We start from the raw sequence: 26,217 nt of genomic DNA on the forward strand, positions 1-26,217 counted from the left end.
ATTTTCATACAAACATTTTCTTCTGTTGCACAGAAGTTATCATGCTTTGTTGAGTTTTTTTAAATAGGTATAATGGTCATATTAAGGTGACACAAAACTAGTTACAGTATAAAAGGGCAACTCTTAAGATGACGACAGCATCCTCAACAAAAACCTCAACAATGAAAACATCTGGTCAAATCGAATCTGAACTTAATTATATTAAGCCAGAAAGCACTCTCGCTCCTGAAGTTTTTTACTCTGGTGGAGCGGCTCCACAAAAATACAATGATGCTTATGCATTTATGCCAGCCACTATTGATGATGCGCGCAGTTCACAAGAAACATTTTCAGTTCACAAACAAGGCTTTCAATTAGTTACAGCCCCGACAAAACATAAAGATTTTATAGACGAAAAAGCTATTGAAGCTAGTTATTATGACGAAGTGATTGCGATTATTAAAGAAGCCACCGGTGTGAAAGATGTTTTTGTTTTTGATCATACTGTAAGACGTGGCTCTGCAGATAGCAGCCGTAAACCCGCGCATCATGTTCATAATGATTATACTGAGCAGACGGCTCAGTCTCGTGCACAAGAGCGCATTGGAGTGGAGCAGTTTGCTAAACTCAAAGGGCGTCGAATGATCCAGATTAATGTTTGGCGTCCCTTGGTGGATATTGTAAAGCGCTCACCCTTAGCATTTTGTAATGCAGCTAGTGTTAATCAAAAAGATTTACTGCTATCCAAAATTCATTTTCCAGATACAGATCATGTTGGTGAAATATATGCATTGCGTAAAGCTGCTGAGCAGAAGTGGGTCTATTTTTCAGAAATGAATCACGCTGAAGTTGTTCTTATTAAAGGCTTCGACTCCGTGAAAGATGGTGTAGCTCGGTTTACACCACACACGGCTTTTGAATACCCAGATCAAGATCCAAATGTTGGCGCAAGAGCGAGTATCGAAGTACGTACATTTGCTTTTTATTAAAACAAGAAAAAGTAGTAACCTACTTAACTTATTACTATTGACTTAGGCTGTAAAGGAGTTAATAGCGGTTTAGTATAAGTGTTTTTTTGTATGAAAATAACTACTACCAAAAAAAAATAAAAAACAAGCGCAATATTTTTAAATAAAAGACCAAAACTACAAAATAAAACAATCGAACAAGTTGTTCCCTAACAGCTTATTTACAGTATTAACTGTCTTTATATTGGCGCTAAGGGACAAACGAGATCCTGACTTTCGCAAGCTCGTCAGGATGACGGCAGAGTACTCTTACCTAAAATAGCTCGGCCTTACTAAATACGAGGGTGATTTTGGCGTAAAGCGGTTAGCTTTAGGCTACTCATGAACTTAGCACTGGTTACTATGGCTAACCGACGACTCAACACTATTGAAAGAGGGAGTAGGAATTGGCGGAGGCAAGCCTGCAGTCGTTATTAAACTGCAGGCGGAAACGTCTTACATAAAAATATTAAAACACAGCTTATTGCCGTCTGGATCTTTAACATAAGCGCCGTAAAACACATCTGCAACGCGCTCACCAGGAGCCCCCTCACAAGTCGCACCCAAAGCGATGGCCTTGTGGTACATAGCGTCTACGCCCTCTTTACTGCCCGGTGCAAACGACACCATAGTACCGTTGCCTGCTTGTGCTGGCTCTTGGTTAAAAGGGATGCACACCGCCAACATGGGTGCGGCCATGCTTTTACCAATAAAGCTAATGCGGTCCATATCAATCAGCACTTTAGCGCCCATATCGGCCAGTAATTCGCCATAAAATGCTTTTGCGGCGGCTAAGTCGCTAACACCCAAAGTGACATAACTAATCATATTAATGCTTCCTAAAGTAGTGAGTCTTAACAAACGCTCACTGTACGCTAATAACGACATATTGACGCGCTATTCTCTAACTTTATGTGTAGGCTGTAAGCGCTTGCTCTCACTCTTCCCGCGCAAGTATTAAAACGGACAAGGGCATTGCCCGTGCACTGGCTCACCGCTCGTCGGATGCACAAAATATAAATCACTGGCATGCAATTGCAACCGGTCTGCCCGCTGTTCGCTAGTGGCACTGCCATATAAGTCGCAACCAAGAATAGGGTGGCCAATTGATTGGCTGTGAATGCGCAACTGGTGAGTGCGGCCAGTGAGAGGATTAAACTCCACCAAGCTGCGTTGCGGCTGCGCTAAACGTGCTAATACCCGATATTCACTGATGGCGGCCTTGCCGGTAGCAGCGCATATTTTTACCCGTGGAAAATGAGCTTTGTCTTTCGCTATCGCCGCCGTAATCTGCCCCTGATCGTCAGCCACCCAGCCTTCGAGCATGGCGCGATAGCGCTTTTGAATGGTGCGTGCTTGAAACTGTTTATTAAGGTGCTTAGCGGCCAGCGCATTTAGCGCCACCACCATAATACCCGAGGTGCCAAAGTCTAAACGGTGCGGTAACTTTGCCTCTGGGAAGGCCGGGGTCATCCCCGCTTGGCCATGTACCAAACGATAATGTACTGAGTCCCAGTTAAGCGGATTCTTACCCGACAAACTAAGCAAGCCACTGGGTTTGTTGATCAACAAGATGTCGGTATCTTGATATAATATCTGCAAAAAATCGTCACACACCGGCGCCACAAAGTCATCAACAATGGTATGAGTCGGCAGACTAACACTGGGCATGTCGTATTCCTTTTTATGGATTTTCTAGTGAACTGCATAATGCCTAACACCAAACTGACTAAGTAACTGATCTATTTAGCTGCTCTGTAAAGGCCGAACGAAGGGCCTACTCCACCGACACGCTGCAAACACATCCTTGTGGCGCTCAAACACATGACATCCTTGTCATGTGATGGTCGGTGGAGTAGCTCTCTTCATCCGCCCCTATGCCACAGAGTCGACTGTGGGCTCGACCTACAGACAGCTCGGTGCTTAAAGAGAGGCAACGAGATCAGCTCCCACGACCGTGACAATGCCAGGGCCGAAAAGTGCTTCTGCCATTTCGACATTTCCTCCATCCATGGCGGTCGGATGGCATTTCCCAAGGCCCCATGGGGAAGCTTGCTGCCATGCATCTTTGTTGGGTCATGGACCGAATATCCTGTGAATATTCGCAGCCGTTACCCAGCAAAGATGGCTAGCCCAGTGGCGGGTCGTGGGAGCGGACTCTGTTTCCTCTAGTATCCAATTTTAAAATAGATCACTTTTTTATTCAGATTGGTATTACTTAAGAGTCGAGCTAATAACAAAAAATCCTGACGTGAGTCAGGATTTTTTAAAGCCAAGTGACAGCTAACCGCCAAAGGCGAGCGCGATAACTAACCGCTTAGCACTGTGGTTACCCTATATGTACTAAATACGGGCTACTGAGTGCCACCTACAGTTAGTTGATCTAACTTAAGCGTGGGTTGGCCAACACCGACCGGCACGCTTTGGCCTTCTTTACCACATACGCCTACGCCACCATCTAATGCTAAGTCGTTACCGACCATAGACACTTGGCTCATGGCCTCGGGGCCGTTACCAATTAACGTGGCGCCCTTGATAGGGGCGGTAATTTTGCCGTCTTCAATCAAGTAAGCTTCTGAGGCTGAGAACACGAATCGGCCCGAGGTAATATCAACCTGACCACCACCAAAGTTAGGTGCATAAATGCCTTTTTTCACACTCTTAATGATGTCTTCTGGCGGTGTTTCACCACCCAACATATACGTGTTGGTCATGCGCGGCATTGGCAGATGCGCATAAGACTCACGACGGCCGTTACCGGTGGGGGCCACGCCCATTAAACGGGCATTCAGCTTATCTTGCATATAGCCTTTGAGAATACCGTTTTCAATAAGCACGTTGTAGCCGGTGGGGGTGCCTTCATCGTCAATAGTCAGTGAGCCACGGCGATTATCTAAGGTGCCGTCATCCACAATGGTGCACAAACTAGATGCCACTTTTTCACCAATGCGTCCGGCATAAGCCGACGAGCCTTTGCGGTTAAAGTCGCCTTCTAGCCCATGGCCTACTGCTTCATGCAGCAAGACGCCCGGCCAACCAGCACCCAATACCACGGGCATGGTGCCCGCTGGGGCATCAATGGCCTCTACGTTAACTAAGGCTTGGCGTACCGCCTCTTTTACATAGCTCATGGCTCTGGGGTGACCGTCGACTTCTTCTAAGAAATACTCATAGCCAACGCGACCGCCGCCACCACTGCCACCGCGTTCGCGGCGGCCATTACGCTCAACCAATACCGAACAGTTTAGGCGCACCAGTGGGCGTAAATCGGTGGCTAAGGTACCGTCTGTGGCCAGCACTAAAATCTCTTCGTACACCCCAGAAATAGACGCAATTACCTGAGTGACTGCCGAGTCTAAGCTGCGGCCGAAGGCGTCCATTTGCTGTAACAGTTCAATTTTTTGCTCACGCGTCAGGCTGTCTAGCGGGTTCACGCCCATATAACGGCTGGTGACGGCGCGCTCTTTGCCGACTTTAAAACGGCCATCGCCGCCTTTTTCTGCAATACCGCGTGCCGCACTCACCGCTTGGTCGAGTGACGACGCCGTTAGCTCATCAGAATAAGCAAAGCCGGTTTTCTCGCCGCTAATAGCGCGCACACCCACACCCTGCTCTATGTTGTAGCTGCCATCTTTTACAATGCCGTCTTCTAATACCCAAGACTCATGCACGCTGTTTTGAAAATAAAGATCGGCAAAATCAATCTGGTGTCGGCTCAGGCGTGCCAACTGCGCGTTTAGCAGTGCCATGTCTAAGTCGTTTGGCACTAAAATGCTGTTATTAAGTTGTTCAATACTCATTTATTTCTCCTGACCGCGCTAAAGCGGGCATGTTGTGCCACTGGCATTTGCCGACGAATATCTGCCAGTCGCTCTGTGTCTATGGGCGTACTAATCAGCCCCTCGCCCTTAGGCAAACAGCGTTCAATTTCTCCCCACGGGCTAATAATCATCGAATGCCCCCAGGTTTGCCGTGCGCCTTGCTCACCGTATAGTCCGGCTGCTAGCACATAGCACTGATTTTCTATGGCTCTGGCCTGCAACAAAGGCTGCCAATGCGCCTGCCCAGTTACCCGAGTAAACGCCGCCGGCACCAGTAAAATGTCGGCGCCTTTAGCGCGCAACTCGCTATACACTTGCGGAAAACGCAAATCATAACAGATAGACAACCCTAAACGCCCGAACGGACTGTCTACCACGCAGAGTTCTTCGCCCGGCGCATAGCTGTCGGACTCACGATAGCGCCCCTGCTCATCGGACACATCCACATCAAACAGGTGCAGTTTATGATAATAAGCCACGCGCTCGCCTAGCTCGTTATACACCAAGCTGGTGGCATGAAAGCGAGCGCTGCCTTCAATGCGGGTTGGCATAGAGCCCACCACCAACCAAATGCCATGATCGCGAGCCCACTGGCTGAATTGGTCTTGTATGGGGCCGTCACCCAAGGGTTCGGCCGCCTGCTGTATGGCGTTTTTACACCCGAACACCGCCACATTTTCTGGCAGTAACACCAACAACGGCCGCTGCGAGGGTAATTGTAGTAATAAGCCGGCCAAACGCGATCGATTCGCTTCCCAATCAGATCCGGCATTAATTTGAATCGCGACCAATTCCATCACCGGCTCCTTCATTGTACGGCTAACAGATAGCTATCAGCCTAGCCCTTCGGGCAGCCGTAAGCTTTAAGCTCAAGATAAACACCCAAACCAACCTGCATATTCAGTCGGTGTTTCGCCTGTCATTTTGCTCATATCTGTACTTGGTTTTCTGTTTAACTGACGGCTTACGGCTTACCGCTCCCCAAAGGGACGCCCTTACTCCGGCACCGAGACTCGTTTTTTGTCTCTGCCCAGCTCGGTTATATTGGGCTCCGCCAGTGGCCCCGTTACTTGATAACGGATCCGCGTAAACACATCGACCACCGGTCCCAGCACCTTAGACAGCGCCAATACATACAGACCTGCAACGGGCGTAACGGCGAAGGCGGCAATCACCGGCAAATTGCCGGTTAAATTAGGTGTAAGCTCAAACTGATAATCAAGCCGTTCGGCAACCAAGTCGAGCCCACCATTGCCCCGCAAGTTACCCGCAGCCCCTTTTAAAAGTAAGTCTTCGTTGTGTAACACCCCACTGCGCAGCTCGCCACTGGCAGTAATACTGTCAAAGTAAAAGCCTTCGGCATACACATCACGAAAGTCTAACCGCAAGCGGCGCATTAAAGACTCTAAACTAAGCACCGAGAGCAAACCGGCCCCTTTATCGTTAATTTCACGCAACACCCCAGCGCCAGTGTCTATGGCGAGTGTGCCGTTCATATTGGCAAGCTTGGGCTGCCAAGGCACATCTAACCAGCGTAGCTGGCCATCAAGCCGTGCCGAGGTTTCACTAAAGGGCGACTCTTTATCTAGCGTCTGCCACACCCGCTGCAAAGACGGGCTGCTACTTTGCCATTCTAAGCGGCTTAAATTAACACTTTTTTCTTGTAACCATTGTCCCTGCGCCTGCATTTTTAGCAACGGACCATTAAGGGTAAACTCGCTTAATAGTACCTTGTTGTTTTGGGGTTCGGGCTGTAGTGCGAAGCTGAGTTTACCCAGCGCCAGCTGCTGCCAACGACAGTCATCACAAGTGAATTGCAGCGCCGGAACTTGCTGAGGCCGTATATTAATGTCCAGCCCAGATTGATTATCAGCGGGCTTAGCTTGATCGATTGCCGCGGTGGCTTGCCCTAACCACAGCCGCTTAAAATTTGCCTGCAACGGCTGGTTGCCACCAAAATGAATACCGCCCTCGGCTTGCTCGGCACTAATCTGCAGCTGTTGCCGATTGTTATTGAGCGGCTGAATGGATAATTTAAGCTGATTCAGCGGCTGCTGCCATAGCTCGGCACGGCTCGCTTGTGCCATTACCCGATACGGGCTAGGCCAGCTAATGCCACCGGCCTTAGACTGTCCTTGGCTTGGCGCACCCGTACTGGGCAAAGCGTCTTGCAGCTCGCTCAATAATGCCAGCCAATCATCTATGGGTAAGTCGGGCACGCGCACCGCAATATCCAGCGGTGCTCTGGGTAGACTCGCGCGTACCCCAGCACCAGCAGATAGCCATAGCTGTTGCACTTGGGGCCCCGAGTTAGCAAAAGCTAACTTTGCTTGACCGTTAATATGCTCACCTATATTTAGCTGCAACTGGGCCTGATTAATATCGCCACTAAGCTGTAGTTGGCTATGCTGAGCCCGCCCCGCGCTTTTATTAAGCGGTGGCGGCAGCCGACTGCTCAGCCCAGTTAAGGCCGAATTAGCGGTAAAGCGATAATGCAGCGGCCCTTGGTCGGGCAAGGTTAAATCTAGCTGACCATGCCAATCTGCCGTACCCGCTAGGGCTTTTAACGGTGGCGACACCCGGCGCAGCTTTTCGGCCTGCAGCTGGCCTTTTATTGCCAGCGCGACCTTATAGCTGTCTGGCGTGTCTTGGCCGGTATAATCCAGCTGTAATGGCTGTTCGTTCCACTGGGCTTTCATATTACTAAAGTGCGTTTGTTGCTCATCAAATAACAAACGTCCCGTCACTTCGCGCAGCCCTAAATCAAGAGGTTTAACTCGCACTTGGTTACGCGAAAAATCAACTTGCCCAGTTACCGCAACCGCGCCCCCGCTAAGGGGGATGGTCAGCGCCAGCTTAGCCTCTAGCGGGCCACTGACTTGTACTTGCTCTAAGGTGATGCCTACCGAAGAGGCCAGTGGAGAGTCTTGTAAATAGGCGGTAACGGCCTCGCCTTGGCCATTAATATCTGCACTGAGTTCTAGCTTGGCATTTTCATCCAGCGGCACAATGCGCGCATCAATGGCGCTGGCATTAACGGCACCCAAGCGCCCTTGGCTGCCTTTCATATAAAGGCCGTCGTTTTCAAATAATAGGTCTAGGCTTAAATCCGATAAGGGCGACCACTCGGGATCAAAACGAAATTGGGCTTGGCGCAGCGGTACTCGCGCCTGAAAAATTCCGCTGTCGTCGGCATAGGGAAATTCATTCAACCGGCCATACCAAAGCACTTCTGCGCCCTTAGCTTGGCCACCCATAATGGCGCCCTGTAAATAGTCGACCAGCTCGCGGCCCATCACCGGCTCAGGAAAATAACTAAAGGCTTGTTCGGCGCGCAACACGTCCACCCGCGCCGAGGCACTCAGCAACGGCGACGCCTGTTCAGACAGCAATAAACTAAACCAGCCCTGCAATGTTAAATCGGCGGTGTCGACCTCAAGATCTCGGCTCCATAACATCCACCCTTTGGGCTGTTTACGCCAGCGTACATTAGCGGCCAGCCGCTGCATGGGCCACGGTGTCCTAAAGGCATCATCAAAGACCCAGTCGGCGGCGGTCTGCTGTTGCACACTCAGTTCCCCCCCCTCGGCTGCCACCACAAAGCGACCGTTAATGCCTTGAGTCTGCGGGGCCCATTCAAAGGCTTGGGTGCTAATATTTTGTAGCTTGCCCTGCCAGCGCCAGCCCGCTAAATCACTATCAGCAGAAAAATACACATCGGTTAGCTGGCCACGAGGAGCAATGCCCGCGAGTTGCCGCGCCGGCCCTGGCCAAAAGCTCTCGCCCCACTGTGCTAACAGTGCAACGTCGGTAAAGCTAAGACGGTTTAAGTACCCTTGTAATTGATCTTGATGTTGGTCTAGTTGCAACTGCCAACTGGGCCATACTTCACCGTCAACACTAATATCAATGTTGTTACTGGCTAACTGCCAGCCCGCATCGGTGGGCTGCCACTGCAAACGCCCGCCTTTTATAGCCACATCGTGTTGTTCACCCCAACCAAAGCGGTTTTCGCCAAGTTCCAACAATCCTGCGCTTAGTTGTCCTTGCTGCCATTCAAGCCACAGCTCAAGGTTCACTTTGGCAGTTACCGCCTGATCTTCCGGCCGAATAAGGCTGAGCACATTAGATGCATCTACATTATCGGCCTGCAGGTACACACTGCCATTCAACTGGTCACTGGGGCCGCTAAAGCGGCTGCTAAGTTGAAATTGCTGCCTAGCATCGGCGCCAAAACCCAGCCGCCCTTGGCCTTGGTGTAATCCGGGTTTATTTTGCCAATGCAAATCAGGAAGGTGCAGCTCAACCAAGTCTTTGTCTGGGCTGCTTACAATAAGTTGGGCATCTTGCAGAGAAAACTGTTCTACGCCCTGCAGCACTAAGTGGCGCAAACTGCGCCAGTCAATAGACACCGGCGTGGCCTCTGAGCCAGAGTCTGCAGCCAAAACGATGGGCACTCGTAGGCCGTCCAGAATCAGCTCATTTAGCACCGGCCGCCACTGACGTACACTTTGCCACAGCTGCACATCCACCAGCGCGCGGCGTAACGTAATAGGCGGGGCATTATCTTGGTGTAGGCTTACCTGACTGACTACCAATACCGGGCCATAGTCTTGCCAACTTAGCCCAAGCTGACCTATTTCAAGCGTTAACGCCTGGTCATTAAGCTGGCTATTCAGCCACTGTTGCTGCCAACTCGCCAGCCAAGGCGAGCCAAAGCGCAGCAAGGTGACCAGCACTGCCAACAATACAGCTACCGCGGCCACGCTTAGCCACGCCCAATTTAAACTTCGCCTAAACGCCACGGACACTACATCATTACCACGTCAAATTGCTCTTGGTTATACAGTGGTTCGCTGTTTACTTTTACTTGCTTACCAATAAACACTTCTAGTTCGGCCAGCATATGCGTTTCATCTTCTTGCAGCGCCGAGGCCACTGCCAGCGAGGCATACACGACAAACTTATCGGCATCGTAGGCTTTATTGACTCGGGTAATTTCGCGCAAGATTTCATAGCTTACGGTTTCTACAGTTTTCACCCGTGCCCGGCCACTGCACTCGGGGCAGGCGCCGCACAATACATGCTCTAAACTTTCTCGGGTACGCTTGCGGGTCATTTCCACCAGCCCTAACTGAGAAAACCCATTTACATTGGTTTTGGCTCGGTCTTTAGATAACGCCATCTCTAGGCTGTGCAGCACCCGGCGTTTATGATCCGCATCGTACATATCAATAAAGTCGATAATAATAATACCACCCAAATTACGCAGGCGCAGCTGACGGGCAATGGCCTGAGTGGCTTCAGTATTAGTATTAAATATGGTTTCTTCAAGATTACGATGGCCAACAAAGGCGCCGGTATTAATATCGACGGTGGTCATGGCTTCGGTTTGATCGATAATCAAATAGCCGCCCGATTTAAGCTCCACCTTTCTGTTTAACGCCCGCTGAATTTCATTTTCAACATCATAGAGGTCGAATATCGGCGACTCACCGTGGTAATACTCAATTTTACCCGATAACTCAGGTACGAACTCTTCTACAAAATTACCTAGCACATCGCAGGTGCTACGTGAATCAATACGCACTCGGTCCAGCTCTGTGCCGACAAAATCACGCACAATTCGGCAACTTAGCCCAAGATCTTCATACAATATAGAGCAGGCCGAATACTTACCTCGTCGCTCTTGGATCTTACGCCACAGCCGCTTTAAAAAGGCGGCATCTTGTGCCAACTCTACCTCGCCCACGCCCTCGGCCGCTGTGCGAATGATATAGCCACCTTGCTCGTCTACGTAGCTGCCTACTATTTGCTTAAGTCGGTCGCGCTCTTGTTCTGAATCAATGCGTTGCGACACCCCTACATAGGCACTGCCGGGCATAAACACCAGATAACGAGAAGGTAGGGTAATGTCGGTAGTAAGGCGCGCCCCTTTAGTGCCCAGCGGGTCTTTAACCACTTGCACCACTATGTCTTGCCCCTGGCGCACTAGCTCGCCAATGTTGCCGGCCTGAAAATGCGCCTGCTCCTTGGTGGCAACACATTCGGTGTGCGGAACAATGTCGGATGCATGCAAGAAGGCGGCACGTTCGCCGCCAACATCAACAAAGGCGGCCTGCATACCCGGTAATACCCGGCTGACTTTGCCTTTGTAAATATTGCCAACAATGCCACGACGCGACTGACGCTCGACATGCACTTCTTGCAGAATTCCGTTTTCGACTAACGCAACCCGGGTTTCTGCGGGAGTTACATTGATAATCAGTTCAGCCGTCATGCTTGCACGCCCCATAGAAGAAGTTAATGATCTCTAAACTACCATAGATTGACGATGGTATTAGGGTCTCAATCCAACAAAACCCCGGCGTTACGCAATAAGGCTTCCGTTTCTACTAGTGGCAAACCCACTACGGCGCTATAACTGCCATTAATACATACCACAAAACGTCCCCCCAGCCCTTGAATCCCATATCCGCCGGCTTTATCCAGGGGTTCACCACTAGCCCAATATCGAGCAATATCGGCATCCGTTAGCTCACGAAACGTCACGGCTGTGCACACCATTACCACGTTTAGCTGCTCATCACAGGCTAGCGCCATGGCGGTCATTACCTGATGGGTGCTACCAGACAAGCGGCGTAACATGGCATAGCCTTCGCGCTGGTTGTTGGGCTTTTCTAGCACATCGCCGTTTAGCACCACTATGGTGTCACCGGCAAGCACGGGTATGGCCTTTGGAGCCATGGCGGCTCCGGCTTTAGCTTTGTCAGCGGCGAGACGTTGCACATAGCCTGCGGCGTCTTCATCCGCTTGCTGGCACTCTTCTACCTCGGGGCGCAACACCGCAAACGCCACGCCTAACTGCGCAAGCAGTGCGCTACGCCGAGGTGAGCCAGAAGCCAAGTAAATTTGTGGGGACATTGAGAGAAACCGTTAGCCCTTCGGGCAGCTGTAAGCCGTCAGCGGTAAGCTGTTAGTTTAAAAACATCGTTGTTTGTAGCCGCTGCTTTAGCTGCGTAATTCTGCACGGCAGGATAGCTTTTAAATTCCCGCTGAGACGGGACTAGCAGCTAAAGCGCTAGACTACAAAAAACAACAATACTTATGTTTAGCTCGGCGCTTGGTGCTCAGCGCTGCTCTTACGTTTAAGACAAAGCGAACTGGCGACGGCATTTGCGTAGTAGCAAAAAGATCCAAGGCCAAAACACCATGGTGCTTACAATCGACCAAAAGTACTGATAATCCAATTGGACATCTCGATTCATATAAGCCGCCCACAGTATCAGCAGCTTATTTAAAATCGTTAATGCCCCCACCACAAACGCTTGTTGCCAAACCGAGTAGTTACGCATGCGCTGAAACTGAGAAGCTGCAATATAAATGGGAATAACCAGCGCTAATGCATGCATGCCCAACACCGAGCCAAGCAATATATCCAGCACCAAGCCTGCAAAGAATGCCGTGCCTACGTTAGCTCGATGTGGCAGCGCTATGCTCCAATAAATAAGGGTCATTAGCAGCCAGTCGGGTCGAAAGGGAGCAATCATGTCAGGCAAGGGCAGAATAGATAAAATAAGCGTTAATAGTATGCTGGCGGCGATCACTAAACGCCCTTTTAGCGAGAAGCTTCTCATTCTGTTATGTGCTCTCTGGTTTTTGGCTCAGGCCACAGCAGCAATAGATAGCGCACTCGGTCTAGCGCGGCAAAAGGTTTAACCTGAATATCGGCAAAGGGTTGGCCTTCTTCATAACCCACTCGGCTAACAAGCCCCACCGGATATCCTTCAGGAAAGCGCCCTCCTAAGCCGGAGCTCAACAAGATGTCACCTTCTTGAATGTCGGTGTTACGAGTAATGTTATGCAGTGACAAACGATCGAGCTGTCCACTGCCGCTGGCAATGGCCCGTATGTCGTTGCGCGCCACCCGTACCGGAATACCATGACCACTGTCGGTAATTAACAGCACGCGACTAGTGGTTTTACCCACCGATATCACTTGGCCCACTACTCCTTGTTCATTCAGCACAGCTTGGCCTTCGAATACGCCTTTCAAGCTCCCTTTATCAATCACCACTTGGTGAGAAAAAGAGTCTGAATCTACTGCCATTATTTCTGCCACCATGCGCCGCGCGTCAAGACGCACCGGCGAGCCTAGCAAACCGCGCAACCGTTTGTTTTCTTGCTCAAGGTGGCTCAACCTTAACAAATCGTCGCGCAGCAAAAAAAGTTCTTGCTCCAGCCGTTTAGACTGAGAGAGCAAAGACTTATTGGATATCAGCTGGTTAGATACTGAATCAAGTAAAAGTCGCGGGCTGCTCGCAATATACTGCAACGGGCTAACCAACGAATTGAGGTACACCTTGGCTCCGTTAAAGCTTTGGTAACGGCTATCGGCAATAATAAGCAGCAACGACCCCACCACCGCTAAAGCTAAGCGGATGGGTAGAGAAGGTCCACGACCAAAAATCGGTTTCATGGTGCAATAGGCAAGCCGATGTGTTCTGCCCCATTATTAATCGTAATGGAACAAATCTCCGCCATGCATGTCGATCATTTCCAATGCCTTGCCGCCACCTCGGGCCACACAGGTCAAGGGATCATCGGCTACCACGACAGGAATGCCGGTTTCTTCCATCAATAAACGATCAAGGTCTCGCAACAAAGCACCACCGCCGGTAAGCACCATACCGCGCTCTGCGATATCAGATGCCAGTTCTGGCGGCGACTGCTCTAGGGCAACCATTACGGCACTAACAATACCCGACAGAGGCTCTTGCAGCGCTTCTAATATTTCGTTGGAGTTCAGCGTAAAGCTACGTGGTACCCCTTCGGCCAAATTACGGCCGCGCACTTCAATTTCTAGCACTTCGTCACCCGGATATGCTGAGCCAATTTCATGCTTAATGCGTTCTGCCGTCGCTTCACCGATTAACGAGCCGTAGTTGCGGCGCACATAGTTAGTAATGGCTTCGTCGAAACGGTCGCCACCTATGCGTACCGACTGCGAATACACCACACCATTCAGTGAAATAATCGCCACTTCGGTAGTACCGCCACCAATATCGACCACCATAGAGCCGGTTGCTTCAGATACAGGCAACCCCGCACCAATGGCGGCAGCCATGGGTTCGTCAATTAAATAGACTTCGCGTGCACCTGCACCCAACGCCGATTCTTTAATGGCTCTGCGTTCTACTTGAGTTGAACCGCAAGGTACGCACACCAAAACCCGTGGGCTGGGGCGAAAGAAATTATTGTCATGCACCTGTTTGATAAAATGCTGTAGCATTTTTTCGGTTACGTAAAAATCGGCAATAACACCGTCTTTCATGGGGCGAATGGCGGCAATATTGCCAGGGGTACGACCCAGCATTTGTTTGGCGGCATGACCCACGGCGGCAACACTTTGGCTTTGGCCTGATTTATCTTGGCGAATAGCCACAACAGAAGGCTCGTTAAGAACGATACCCTGATCTTTAACGTAGATGAGTGTGTTGGCCGTGCCCAAATCGATCGACAGATCGTTGGAAAACATGCCTCTTAGCTTTTTAAACATATGCTGAAGGAGACCTTGGATTAAGAAAGCAGTAAAGTGCGGCTAACTTTATCAATGCAGCCCACCTCTGGCAAGGAACAAGCATAGCTAAAACCACACAATGTGTAGGTACGAGTTTCAATAGCGTAATAAGTTCCTTAGACTTGTGCGATTAACTCATTTATTTTTACGCTGTATGACGCTATCCGCTTGGCACCACCTGTACGCAACGTGCCCACGAGCACAACGGCTGCAACCGCTGCAGCATCCTTTATTAGCTCAACACCAGCTAACACTGTGGGTTAAACGCGATGACTTAATCCACCCCACCATTTCGGGCAACAAATGGCGCAAGCTTAAATACATACTGCGCAACGCTTTATTAGAAGGCGATCGCGGTATTCTGAGCTTTGGCGGTGCTTACTCTAATCATCTACACGCGCTTGCTGCTGCAGGGCATTACCTAGGTTTACCCACGGTTGGCATTGTGCGTGGCGAAGCGAGCAGTGCTGATAACCCGACTCTGCGCGATGCACAAGCGTGGGGCATGACTCTCGTGTTTGTCGACCGCCAGCAATATCGCCGTCGCCAAGACACCGATTGGCTATTAGAGCTAGCCCAGCGTTATCCGAAATACCGTATTATTCCTGAAGGTGGCAGCTGTGCCGATGCGCTACCAGGAGTGGCAGAACTGTGGCAGGAGATAGAACAAGAACTAAGCCAGGCGCCGCAGCAGAGTTTCAACCAACAACCACTCACCATAGACGAAGTTATACTGCCCGTCGCCAGTGGCGGCACCCTAGCAGGATTACTGTCTGCTCGACCCAGCCACACCCGAATAAAAGGTTATGCAGTATTAAAGGGTGCCCAATGGCTAGCCGACGAAATCTGTCGCTTACACCCTAATGCCGCCGATGATCCCGGCTGGCAGTTGTCACTTGAGCATCATGGTGGCGGTTACGCTAAATGCTCAGCCGCTGATAATGCCGACATTAATTTACTGGCGGGCCAACTTGTCCTGCCGCTCGAGCCCATTTACAGCGGCAAGACGCTGCTGGGGTTATTTCGTGATATTGCCGCCGGTGCTTATCCCGCCGGCAGCAAGTTAGTATTTTTACACACCGGCGGCCTTCAGGGGGCGCGCGGGTCGTTGCGGTTGCGTTAATCGCTCGGGCCGCGCAAAAAAGTAACCTTGCCCGGCATTAATCCCCTGCTGAGATAAGCAGTGCCATTCGGCCAGCGTCTCTACGCCAATAGCAATCACCCGTGTGGGGCTGCCTACGCAATTACCCATTAAACTTCTTACCGCCATTTGGTTAGTGGGTTTACTGTTAACGTCGCGCACTAAACTGGAATGTAATTTAAGATAATCCAGTTTATATTCTTTAATATATTGCGTGCTCACAATATCTTGCCCAGCATGATCTACCGATAATAGACAACCCAATGCTTTAAGGCCTCGTAGCGGTTTTCTCAACTCCTGAAAGTGTCGACTAACCTGCGCTTCAGACAACTCAATAACGAATCGATTAAGCAATGATTTGGGATACTGAATTAACTCAAAGAGCAGCCAGCGATAAAAGTCACGGTGCAATAAACTAGCTGCAGAAATATTAAGCGATAGAATATTATTTTGTTCATCGGCCTGTAACATCATCAGCGTCCGCTGTATCAATGTTTTATCTAGCTCTTTTAATAGCCCACATTTTGCCGCCATAGGCAAGAAATGCCCCGCAGACAGCTCTCGGCCTTGTTCATCTTGAATGCGCGCCAATAATTCATACATGATAGGAGGCTGGTCTGTTTCAGTATAAATACCTTGGCGGTCTAGCTGAATTAAGTCCCGTTCTAACAAACGGGTAAGCAAGGTACGCCAACGCACCGTCCCCTTGCCCATGCTTTCTTCAGTGACCCCTTTATAATACATGAAGTAACCATCCCCCCCTTGCAATGCCGCACTACGCAATGCCAGCTCGGCCTCTTCTTGGACCTGGGTTATCTGCTCTCCATAGCGAAAGCATACTCCACCAATATAAATGGCGGGGTCTTTTACATAATCAGGCCAATGCAGGCGGCGCAACACTTTCATCACTTGGCGAGCCACTTCCTGCGCCTCACTTTCGACTAGATTGGGCAACAATAAAGCGAAGGTATTGCCGTTATAACGGGCCTGCAGCGCCCCCGGTGAGCGTTGAATGAAATGCCCCAAATAAACAGAGGCCGCAGACAACAATTCATCGCCACGTTTATAGCTCACGTAGTGGTTAATTTTTTCTAAATCTTGCAGCTCAACCAACAACAAGGCGCCAGAATGGCTAGATGGATCACTTAACACGGCTTCTAATCGGTTATCAAAAAACACGCGGTTGCCGATGCCTATTTTTTTATCTATAAATACATTGGCACGCATAAAGGTATCGAACCGGCTGCGCTCTTTACCTAACTCCTTTAGCTCAAGCTGTAGCTTGTCGAATGCCCTGCTGGCTAAGGGCGGCCATTCATCTGCAGGGTTATGCGGCTGCATGCTCAATTTGTTCTGCAAAATATAGTGTCCACGTAGTTCAAGCAGCTCGGCCCCATGCAACTGACGTCTCAGCCAACCTAAAATAAAAAAGGTCCCTAAAAACACCAATGAAATAGCGCCAGCTAACCAAAAGAACGAGGGTAAGGAGTTAGAAGCTTCATAAAAAGGAGGTCGTAACACCAAGCGGACTTGCAAGCCCGGGTGCGAACTAAGCGGACGTAAGTATTCCAGTGACAGCTCGTTTTCAGATAAGACTTGCGAGGTATGGTAGTGATACAAAATCGACTCTTCTTGCAGCACCACTAGGTCGAGAATACTGCTAGAGTCCAACAATGCCGGTACCCTGCTATCTATGAGAGCTTGCTTGTCGGAACCCTGTTGCCAAATATCATCAACCAAGCGCACCAAGCCGTCTACCTGACGATTCTGATATACAGCCCCTACTTGATAGAAGCTAACTCCTGCTCCTACCAACATCAAGATAACGGTTGCCAGCATGAACAAACTGATAGTCGCGGCAAGCTGATTAGTAAGTCTCATTGATAATCCCTGACTACACCGGCATATTCCGGCATTCTTCCCTGAATGCTGCTGCTCTAGCCTATGCAATCTAACAGCCCACGTTCGTTATTATTCTAGCCTAGTCACTAAAATACCAATGCTATTAAAATATCCAGAAAAAGACGCTATATTCGATGATTTCGCATGCTTCTCCCTCAGCCGTACGACACAAAGTGTCAAGATAGCGACTATTTTTAAGTATAAATTACGTCAAGCTCGCGGCACATGAAGAAACGTCACAACACCACAGTCATATGAGCCCAATTTTATCATACAGTGGCAAGGTGCGTGCCAAAAAACAGCTAAAGAGACTCGTTATTTAATGAATTGGATATAAACAACCGCAAAAACTCCTGAAAAAACACCAAAATGGACTAAATGAGCCGATTGCCGTTTAATAGACACCGGCTTAATAGATGAGAGAGTTAAAAAACGTGCGGGAAAAGTTTTGGGAACATTATTCGCTAGATGAGTTGAACGCCAAAGAGTGGGAAGCCCTGTGTGATGGTTGTGGCCAATGCTGCTTAGTTCGTGAGGTAGGGGATAATCAGGTAACCGTCTTTAATATTGCTTGTGAACTGTTAGACATAGCTCAAAGCCGTTGCAGTGATTATCACAACCGCTTTAGTTTAGTACCCCACTGCCATCAGTTAACGCCGACGAATATTCCCCTCTATAACTGGCTACCTAACTCCTGCGCTTATCGTCGCATCCAAAAAGGTGAACCTCTGCCCGACTGGCACCCGTTGCTAACCGGAACCCGCCAGCAAATGCGCGAACAAGGCATCACAGTTTGCGCTACTGCACTGCCTACAAACGAAGTGCCACGGCACAAAAGGCACCAGCACATTATTAAAACCAAGAGTATTTAGAGCCCTTTGGGCAGCTATAAGCCGTGAAGGGTGAAGGAGGCGATATAGAACGAAGACACACCCAAACCAACCTGCATATTCAGCCTCTGTTTCGCCTGTCACTTTTGCTCATATCGAGCCTCTGATCTTACCATCAAAATCTCTTTCTGATCTGATCTCTATTTTTCCGTGGACTCTGTGGATTCCGTGGCAAAAGGTGTTTAGATCTTAAGTCGTTCCGCCTGCAGCGAAATGCGAGAGCAAGCGTTCGCCTACAAAAAAGCCCCTGTATAAACAGAGGCTTAACTTCGAAAGTTAACTCAAATGAGTCTTGATCTAGAATGGTATATCGTCGTCGAAGTCCATTGGGGGTTCATTATAGGTTGGTGCCGGTGTCGCTGGCTGATTTTGTGGCGCTGCAGGTTTATTTTGCTGGCCATATTGTGGCTGGCCCTGCGGTGCAGGAGGCTGCTGTTGACCGCCTTGCTGACCGCCCCAATTATCTTGACCACCCTGTTGCTGCTGCTGGCCGCCTTGTTGGCCACCCCAGTTGTTCTGCCCGCCGCCCTGTTGTTGGCCACCTTGCTGTTGACCGCCTTGCTGGCCCCAGTTGCTTTGGCCACCACTCTGACCGCCGCCTTGACCACCGCCTTGTGGGCGTCCGCCCAGCATTTGCATGGTGCCGCCCATATCGACCACAACTTCAGTGGTGTATTTATCTTGGCCACTTTGGTCCTGCCACTTACGGGTTTGTAAACGACCTTCTATGTATATCTGCGAGCCTTTACGCTGATATTCACCAACAATTTCTGCCAGCTTGCCGAAAAACACCACGCGGTGCCACTCGGTACGTTCTTTCTGCTCGCCGGATTGCTTGTCACGCCAGGTTTCGCTGGTGGCCAAAGTAATATTTGCCACCGCATTACCGTTAGGCATGTAACGCACTTCCGGGTCCTGACCTAGGTGGCCGATCAGGATAACTTTATTAATGCCTCTATTGGCCATAACTCGCTCCGTACTTACAGGTTAATCAAGCTTTGCGCTTGATCTAATTCAAAAATATTGCCGTCTACCTTTAGGTAAGCGGCTCCCTCTTCTGGGATAATTAAAGCTTCGTGCACGCCAGGCAACGCTAACAGCTGCGTGAGTAAGTGCTCGCGGCGTTCAGTGTTTTCTATATTAACACTTATGGGCAAAATATGAGATCTCACCTTGCTAACATTACTCATGCCCGCCGCTAACCAAAACCAAAATGCCATGCAGGCCGCTACCAGTAAAAACACACCGGCGCCGCCAAGCTCTTGATACAAAAGACCACCCAGCACACCACCTAAAAAAGCACCAAAAAACTGGCTGGTCGAATAAATACCCATGGCAGTGCCTTTGGCACCAGCCGGTGCTAACATCGACAAAAATGCCGGCAACGAGGCTTCCATAAAGTTAAAAGCGGTAAAGTACAGCACCATGGCCAGCGCTAACACGGCGATATGACCTTGGCCCGCAGCCATTAAAATCAACGCCAGCATCATCACTAAAATAGAAGCCTGAAACAGCTGTTTGTTGATGTTGCGCTTTGCGCCCAAAATTAAAAACGGCACTATTAGTACAAAAGATAACAGCAGCGTAGGCAGGTACAACCACCAATGATGCTTGGCTGCTAAGCCCGCATCTAGCAAGCTAAGCGGAAAGGCCACAAACACGGCAGTAAGCGTTAAATGCAGTAGCATAATGCCAAAGTCGAGGCGTAATAACTGTTTGTCTTTTAGTAAACGGCCAAACAGCTCAGGTGCTGCGGTGACGTCACGAATTTGGCCGCGATGTATTGAGTCTGGCAGCATAAAACGCACCATAATAATGCCCACTACCGACAATATCGCGGTAGCCCAAAATACGCCCGACAAACCAAAGAAAGAGGCCAATACCGGCCCCAGCACCATGGCAATAGCAAAGGAAATACCGATGCACACGCCAATAATGGCCATGGCTTTCGTGCGATTTTCTTCACGAGTAATGTCGGCGGCCAAGGCTAGAATTGCGCCAGCAATGGCACCAGAACCTTGCAGCACACGACCAATAGCAACGCCATACACAGAGTCGGACATGGCGGCGACCACCGAGCCCAAGGCAAATAAGGTGAGTCCACCATAAATCACCGGCTTGCGGCCAATGCGATCCGATAACCAACCGGCTGGTATTTGTAACACCGCTTGGGTTAAGCCGTAAATACCAATGACAATACCCACCCACAGAGGGGAAAAGCCGATGAGGTCGGTACCGTATAAAGCAAACACCGGCATGATCATAAACAAGCCAAGCATTCGCATGCCAAATATGCCCGCTAGGGTAAAGGAGGCCCGCCGTTCGCGGGGGCTAAAACCTTGCTCGTCGCTCATTAATCCTCTGCGCTATTACATATGATAATAGAAATGGCCGCTAGTTTAGCACGGAGACGTAGTCAAGATTAATGCTTATTCTAACTTGGCGGGCTTATGATCCAGTGCCATACTGTCCGGTCGAATTTACATCAAGGTGAAGTTGCAGATGAAGAAAATCGAAGTACGCGGAGCCCGAACCCATAACCTAAAAAATATCAGTGTGGACTTGCCCCGAGACAAGCTCATTGTGATCACCGGTTTATCTGGATCGGGTAAGTCATCCCTCGCCTTCGATACCTTATATGCAGAAGGACAGCGCCGTTACGTAGAGTCGCTGTCTGCCTATGCGCGTCAGTTTCTTTCGTTAATGGAAAAGCCCGACGTGGACCATATCGAAGGCTTGTCGCCGGCGATCTCCATTGAGCAGAAGTCTACCTCTCATAACCCGCGATCTACCGTGGGCACCATTACCGAAATTTACGATTATCTACGCCTACTGTTTGCCCGCGTGGGTGAGCCAAGATGCCCCACGCATTCGCTACCGCTAACGGCACAAACCATCAATCAAATGGTGGATAAGGTGCTAGAGCAGCCAGAAGGCGAAAAGCTGATGCTGTTGGCGCCCGTCGTGCGCGACCGTAAAGGCGAGCACACCAAGCTGCTAGACGGCTTATCGGCGCAGGGCTTTATTCGCGCCCGCATCGACGGCGAAGTGTGTGACTTATCGGATCCGCCCACGTTGGAGCTACAGAAAAAGCACACTATCGAAGTAGTGGTCGACCGCTTTAAAGTGCGTGACGATCTGCAACTGCGCTTGGCCGAATCCTTTGAAACCGCGCTTGAGCTGTCTGGTGGCATCGCTTCTGTGGTAGCCATGGATGACAGCAACCAAACCGATTTGGTGTTTTCCGCCAACTTTGCTTGCCCGCAATGTGGTTATTCCATTGCCGAGCTAGAGCCACGCATCTTTTCGTTTAATAACCCCGCCGGTGCTTGTGAAACCTGTGATGGCCTAGGCACTCAGCAAGTGGTCGATCCTGAAAAGGTGATCAGCAACCCAGAGCTGAGCTTATCGGGCGGTGCAATTCGCGGCTGGGATAAGCGCAGTTATTACTATTATCAAATGCTTAAATCTCTGGCCGAGCATTATGACTTCGACTTAGAAGTGCCTTATCAAGAGCTAACAGACGATATTCAACAAGCGGTGCTGTATGGCTCGGGCCGCACCAGCATAGAATTTAAGTACATGAACGACCGCGGTGATGTGCTGGTGCGCAAACATCCGTTTGAAGGCATTGTGCATAATATGGAACGCCGTTACCGCGAGACCGAATCTAATTCGGTACGCGATGAATTGGCCAAGTACCAAAGCCACCGCGCCTGCCCAACGTGTAGCGGCGCTCGACTAAAAGAAGGGCCGCGTAATGTTTTTGTGGCCGAGCACACCCTGCCCCAAGTAGCGAACATGGCCATTGGTGAAGCCCATGATTTTTTCACTAATATGGAGCTGTCTGGCCAGAAGGCACAAATTGCCGACAAAATTTTTAAAGAAATTGGTGCTCGTCTCGGCTTCTTGGTTAACGTCGGCCTCAATTATCTGACCTTATCGCGCAGCGCCGATACCTTATCTGGCGGTGAAGCCCAGCGCATTCGACTGGCCAGCCAAATTGGCGCCGGCTTGGTTGGTGTGATGTATGTATTGGACGAGCCCAGTATTGGCCTGCACCAGCGCGATAATGAACGCTTACTTACCACCTTGGTTCACCTGCGTGATATCGGTAATACCGTGATCGTAGTCGAGCACGATGAAGACGCGATTCGCGCCGCCGACTATGTACTAGATATTGGCCCCGGCGCTGGGATACACGGCGGTTACATAGTGGCGCAAGGTACGCCTGCCGAGGTAATGGCCAACCCTGACTCGTTAACCGGTGCCTATTTATCTGGTAAAAAGAGTATTGCCATTCCTGCTCAACGCACGCCAGTAGGTGAGCACTGGCTTACCCTAAGCGGTGCCACGGGTAACAACTTACAAAATGTAGAGTTGCAGCTGCCACTGGGTTTAATGACCTGTGTTACTGGTGTGTCTGGCTCGGGTAAGTCGACGCTTATCAACAATACCTTGTTCCCTATCGCCCATCGCGAGCTCAATAAAGCCACCGTCAGCCAACCCGCGCCTTATCGCACCATAGAAGGCATGGACAAACTCGATAAAGTGGTGGATATCGACCAAAGCCCCATTGGCCGTACCCCGCGATCTAACCCTGCTACCTATACCGGTATTTTTACACCGATTCGCGAGCTGTTTGCCGCAACTCACGAGTCACGTTCGCGCGGTTATAAGCCGGGCCGGTTCTCGTTTAACGTGAAAGGCGGACGCTGTGAAGCCTGCCAAGGCGATGGTTTAATTAAGGTAGAAATGCACTTCTTGCCTGATGTGTATGTGCCCTGCGATGTGTGTAAGAGCCAGCGTTATAACCGCGAAACCCTCGAGGTAAGATACAAAGGCTTAAACATTCACGAAGTGTTGGATATGACGGTAGAAGCGGCCTGTGAATTTTTCGCCCCTGTGCCGGCTATACACCGCAAGCTGCAAACGCTAATGGATGTAGGCTTGTCGTATATTCGCCTTGGCCAGTCGGCCACCACCTTGTCGGGCGGTGAAGCGCAGCGGGTGAAGTTGGCTAAAGAGCTGTCGAAACGTGACACCGGCCAAACCCTGTATATTTTGGATGAGCCGACCACCGGCCTGCATTTTCAGGATATTCAGCTACTACTGACCGTGTTACATCGCCTGCGCGATCACGGTAATACGGTGGTGATTATCGAGCACAACTTGGATGTGGTTAAAACCGCCGACTGGATTGTGGATATGGGCCCAGAAGGCGGCAGCGGCGGCGGCCAAATCTTAGTGGCGGGCACGCCAGAGGAAGTGGCCACTCACCCCACCTCTCATACCGCACACTTTTTACGGTCGATGTTGGAGAAAACAGCGCCCAGCGCCTAGCGCCGAGCTAAAGCAGACTTAGCTCTTAAGTAATGCCGCTTAACAGGTGTGGTTCTGCCGTCATTCCCGAAGGAACGTCATCCTCGCGTAGGCGGGGACGGGAATCCAGGACCTGTGGCGCAGAACTATCAACCAGCGGACCGCCTGCAAAGAGACTGGACCTCCGCCTTCGCGAGGGTGACGAAAAAGATAAGCGAGCCCCTGAATCCACATAAGTTATGCCGGACTGCTTATGTCGCCATACTAGTATAAATGCCGGGCCACGACCCGGTATCAGCATGACGGCTCCGGTATCTCGCACTTAGCACTGTTCTTCGGCGGCTTTTAGCTATTGATAACAGCCTACTTATGGCAGCTTTTCACCAATACTTTCAATTATGTTAGTTATGATGAATAATTAGGCAATGTAAATGGCGTTTATTCAGGAGGCGCGATGAATATTCAATCTGCCTTTTCTGCAGGTTTGCAGGGTTACCAACGTTCAGCTGACAGCGTGACCGAAGCGTCACTAAATATCAGCCGGCAAAATATTAATACCCTTGCTAACCAATCTAGTGCGGGTGCCGAAGGGAATCTGGATCAGTTTGTTGATGCCAGCAAAAAATCGGCAACGAGTAATCTCATTCAACTACAACAAGCCGAACTGCATGCACAGGCCAACGTGCACAGTATAAAAACTGCCGATGATATGCTCGGCACCTTAATTGATATTCGGGTGTAATATGCAGATACCTCATGCCAATCAAGAGTTATTTCCCTTTGCCCACCCCATGGCCGCCAGCCAGATCCAGCAAGATAATGCGCAGCGCCCGCTTATAGAGCCAGTCATCGAAGCCGAACAATCCGCTACCCGACAGTCGGCGACAGACAGTTTTACCGCATCGGAACAAGCTGACACTCCAGAGCTTTATAATCGCCAAGGGCATTCTGACGGTGCAGCCAAAGCTGACGCGGGCGACGAAACTAAAGCCGGCGCCAAAAGTGCTGAGTCAGCAGAAGATGCAGATAATGCATCTACCGCTAGCACGCAGAAAAATGCGGCGGGTAAAGAGCTGACGATTGAGCAGCAAGAAGAGCTGCTACAGCTACAGCAACGAGATCAAGAAGTTCGGGTGCACGAGCAACAACACGCCAGCGTAGGTGGCCAACATACCGGCGCCCCCAGCTACGAATATGAAACAGGGCCCGATGGTAAGCAGTATGTGGTTGAGGGGTCCGTATCGGCAGACTTATCACCCATCGCCGGTGATCCCAATGCCACCATAGAAAAGATGCAGCAAGTGAAAGCGGCAGCTCTGGCGCCAGCCGAACCTTCCAGTGCCGATAAAAATGCCGCAGCACGCGCCGACCAATTAATTGTTGAAGCGAGGGCCGAGCTACAGCAAGCGAGCGATCCAAGTCACGAGGACCCATTGGCGGCAGAAAAGGCCACCGGTGCTACATCGGCCCCCTCAACCTCTGACACATCAGCAGCCACTGCTGCAACAGTGACTAAATCACCAACGGATATTGCCACCGACACGCCTACCGCTAAAGATGCCAGTGGTCTGATGGAGCAGAGAAATCAGGTCATCGCCGGTGTATATGGTCAAGCAGCCAAGGTCCAGTCTCAACAACTGCTCAGCTTAGCCTAACGTTCGGTGCTATTTTGGCATTCACTGTTATAAAATGAGCGACATCAATGATGTCGCTCATTTTTTTGCCGCGATAAACAGTGAAGAGTGAAGCTGTCACTTGTAGTCCCACGCGACCGCTGTAGATCCTGTGGCGCAGGAGATCGAGATCTAAAAAAATTTGCCACGGAATCCACGGAAGAACACGGAAAAATAGAGATCAAATCTGAAAATGGCGCTAATGGTACCGGTAAGGGCCAAACATATGGGCATCAGAGGATGGCTTTGCTCTTACTCGTTAAATCTCTTATCGCACGTGAACTGCGTCCGTGAGTTCCGTGTTCTTCCGTGGCAAAGAGTCTTTAGTCATTAAGAACTTTAGTCTCGGTTTTTAAGTTTGGTTTCACTCTTCGCTCTTCATTTCCAGCTTTCTTAAAGGATAAAACCGGTGACCACCTTAAAGTATATCGCTCACTACCCCGAACATATTCAAGAGCAAGCAAGGCTACTGATAAGCAGTGGTCGCTTAGGTGATTATCTCGAGAAAAAATACCCCGAGCAGCACCAAATACAAAGTGACAAGGCGCTATATCAATATGTAAACGAGCTAAAAAATCAGTATATGCGTAAAAGTGGTCCGCTTTCTCAAGTCAGCTACAACAGTAAACTCAAGGTGCTAAAACATGCGTTGGGCGTGCATACCGTTCAGTCTCGAGTACAAGGCAGCAAACTGAAGTCTCATAACAGCATTACGGTGGCCAGCTTATTTAAAGAAGCACCACCAGAGTTTTTATCCATGATCGTAGTGCACGAGCTAGCTCACTTTAAAGAAAAGGACCATAACAAGGCGTTTTATCAACTCTGCTGCCATATGGAACCTGACTATCATCAGCTCGAGTTCGATACTCGGCTGTGGTTGCAGTGGCGTGAGCAGTAATATG

The 26,217-nt window shown here is 50.0% G+C and carries 20 protein-coding genes; 7 read left to right on the top strand and 13 right to left on the bottom strand.

Annotated features, from left to right (window positions below; translation table 11 throughout):
- The first annotated feature begins 128 nt into the window (after positions 1 to 128).
- Complete coding sequence (locus ACFQ1C_RS14170; RefSeq protein ID WP_379559322.1) at positions 129 to 968, top strand: CmcJ/NvfI family oxidoreductase; 840 nt, start codon at positions 129 to 131, stop codon at positions 966 to 968.
- Between the two features lie 474 nt (positions 969 to 1,442).
- On the opposite strand, the gene ACFQ1C_RS14175 is transcribed toward ACFQ1C_RS14170, so the two are convergent.
- The 10 genes from ACFQ1C_RS14175 to ACFQ1C_RS14220 all read right to left on the bottom strand — a co-directional run bounded on the left by ACFQ1C_RS14175 (position 1,443) and on the right by ACFQ1C_RS14220 (position 14,366).
- A complete protein-coding gene (locus tag ACFQ1C_RS14175; RefSeq protein WP_379559323.1) occupies positions 1,443 to 1,814 on the bottom strand; it encodes a VOC family protein in 372 nt (123 codons plus the stop codon).
- A 129-nt stretch (positions 1,815 to 1,943) separates the two neighbouring features.
- Positions 1,944 to 2,657, bottom strand: coding sequence for an RluA family pseudouridine synthase (locus tag ACFQ1C_RS14180; protein ID WP_379559324.1), 714 nt, complete (start codon positions 2,655 to 2,657; stop codon positions 1,944 to 1,946).
- A gap of 683 nt (positions 2,658 to 3,340) precedes the next feature.
- Positions 3,341 to 4,786, bottom strand: a complete 1,446-nt coding sequence (gene tldD, locus ACFQ1C_RS14185; RefSeq protein ID WP_379559325.1) for a metalloprotease TldD — start codon at positions 4,784 to 4,786, stop codon at positions 3,341 to 3,343.
- Complete coding sequence (locus tag ACFQ1C_RS14190; protein ID WP_379559326.1) at positions 4,783 to 5,604, bottom strand: carbon-nitrogen hydrolase family protein; 822 nt, start codon at positions 5,602 to 5,604, stop codon at positions 4,783 to 4,785. Before ACFQ1C_RS14190 ends, tldD begins: the two co-directional genes overlap by 4 nt.
- Before the next feature lie 198 nt (positions 5,605 to 5,802).
- The gene (locus ACFQ1C_RS14195; protein WP_379559327.1) at positions 5,803 to 9,618 is read right to left on the bottom strand and encodes a YhdP family protein; all 3,816 of its coding nucleotides are present in this window, start codon (positions 9,616 to 9,618) and stop codon (positions 5,803 to 5,805) included.
- Entirely contained in the window at positions 9,618 to 11,087 is a 1,470-nt protein-coding gene (rng, locus tag ACFQ1C_RS14200) for a ribonuclease G (protein WP_379559328.1), read from the bottom strand. Before rng ends, ACFQ1C_RS14195 begins: the two co-directional genes overlap by 1 nt.
- 68 nt (positions 11,088 to 11,155) lie before the next feature.
- Complete coding sequence (locus ACFQ1C_RS14205; protein ID WP_379559329.1) at positions 11,156 to 11,731, bottom strand: Maf family protein; 576 nt, start codon at positions 11,729 to 11,731, stop codon at positions 11,156 to 11,158.
- A gap of 224 nt (positions 11,732 to 11,955) precedes the next feature.
- Entirely contained in the window at positions 11,956 to 12,444 is a 489-nt protein-coding gene (gene mreD / locus ACFQ1C_RS14210) for a rod shape-determining protein MreD (RefSeq protein WP_379559330.1), read from the bottom strand.
- Positions 12,441 to 13,286 (bottom strand): rod shape-determining protein MreC, encoded by an 846-nt coding sequence (gene mreC, locus ACFQ1C_RS14215; RefSeq protein ID WP_379559331.1) that lies wholly within the window; start codon positions 13,284 to 13,286, stop codon positions 12,441 to 12,443. The genes mreD and mreC overlap by 4 nt, the downstream gene beginning before the upstream one ends.
- A gap of 36 nt (positions 13,287 to 13,322) precedes the next feature.
- The gene (locus tag ACFQ1C_RS14220; protein ID WP_379559332.1) at positions 13,323 to 14,366 is read right to left on the bottom strand and encodes a rod shape-determining protein; all 1,044 of its coding nucleotides are present in this window, start codon (positions 14,364 to 14,366) and stop codon (positions 13,323 to 13,325) included.
- A 175-nt stretch (positions 14,367 to 14,541) separates the two neighbouring features.
- Here ACFQ1C_RS14220 and ACFQ1C_RS14225 point away from each other — a divergent pair, with 175 nt between their 5' ends.
- Positions 14,542 to 15,510, top strand: coding sequence for a 1-aminocyclopropane-1-carboxylate deaminase/D-cysteine desulfhydrase (locus tag ACFQ1C_RS14225; RefSeq protein WP_379559413.1), 969 nt, complete (start codon positions 14,542 to 14,544; stop codon positions 15,508 to 15,510).
- Here the strand turns inward: ACFQ1C_RS14225 and ACFQ1C_RS14230 are convergent.
- Entirely contained in the window at positions 15,460 to 17,409 is a 1,950-nt protein-coding gene (locus ACFQ1C_RS14230; RefSeq protein WP_379559333.1) for an EAL domain-containing protein, read from the bottom strand. The two genes, ACFQ1C_RS14225 and ACFQ1C_RS14230, sit on opposite strands and share 51 nt — an antisense overlap.
- 437 nt (positions 17,410 to 17,846) lie before the next feature.
- Here ACFQ1C_RS14230 and ACFQ1C_RS14235 point away from each other — a divergent pair, with 437 nt between their 5' ends.
- Positions 17,847 to 18,302 (top strand): YkgJ family cysteine cluster protein, encoded by a 456-nt coding sequence (locus ACFQ1C_RS14235; protein WP_379559334.1) that lies wholly within the window; start codon positions 17,847 to 17,849, stop codon positions 18,300 to 18,302.
- 315 nt (positions 18,303 to 18,617) lie between these two features.
- On the opposite strand, the gene ssb is transcribed toward ACFQ1C_RS14235, so the two are convergent.
- Entirely contained in the window at positions 18,618 to 19,286 is a 669-nt protein-coding gene (ssb, locus tag ACFQ1C_RS14240) for a single-stranded DNA-binding protein (protein WP_379559335.1), read from the bottom strand.
- 14 nt (positions 19,287 to 19,300) lie between these two features.
- Positions 19,301 to 20,674 carry an MFS transporter gene (locus ACFQ1C_RS14245; RefSeq protein ID WP_379559336.1) on the bottom strand — a complete coding sequence of 458 codons (1,374 nt, stop codon included), beginning with the start codon at positions 20,672 to 20,674 and terminating at the stop codon, positions 19,301 to 19,303.
- Between the two features lie 148 nt (positions 20,675 to 20,822).
- Here ACFQ1C_RS14245 and uvrA point away from each other — a divergent pair, with 148 nt between their 5' ends.
- From uvrA to ACFQ1C_RS14265, 4 genes are all read left to right on the top strand, one after another.
- On the top strand, positions 20,823 to 23,663 hold the full coding sequence (gene uvrA / locus ACFQ1C_RS14250) for an excinuclease ABC subunit UvrA (RefSeq protein ID WP_379559337.1): 2,841 nt from the start codon (positions 20,823 to 20,825) through the stop codon (positions 23,661 to 23,663).
- A gap of 433 nt (positions 23,664 to 24,096) precedes the next feature.
- The gene (locus ACFQ1C_RS14255) at positions 24,097 to 24,384 is read left to right on the top strand and encodes a flagellar biosynthesis protein FlgE (RefSeq protein WP_379559338.1); all 288 of its coding nucleotides are present in this window, start codon (positions 24,097 to 24,099) and stop codon (positions 24,382 to 24,384) included.
- Between the two features lies 1 nt (position 24,385).
- Complete coding sequence (locus ACFQ1C_RS14260) at positions 24,386 to 25,297, top strand: putative metalloprotease CJM1_0395 family protein (RefSeq protein ID WP_379559339.1); 912 nt, start codon at positions 24,386 to 24,388, stop codon at positions 25,295 to 25,297.
- A gap of 427 nt (positions 25,298 to 25,724) precedes the next feature.
- On the top strand, positions 25,725 to 26,213 hold the full coding sequence (locus ACFQ1C_RS14265) for a M48 family metallopeptidase (protein WP_379559340.1): 489 nt from the start codon (positions 25,725 to 25,727) through the stop codon (positions 26,211 to 26,213).
- The last annotated feature ends 4 nt before the right edge of the window (positions 26,214 to 26,217 follow it).

This window comes from Oceanisphaera ostreae (assembly GCF_042676125.1).
Classification (GTDB): Bacteria; Pseudomonadota; Gammaproteobacteria; order Enterobacterales; family Aeromonadaceae; genus Oceanimonas; species Oceanimonas ostreae.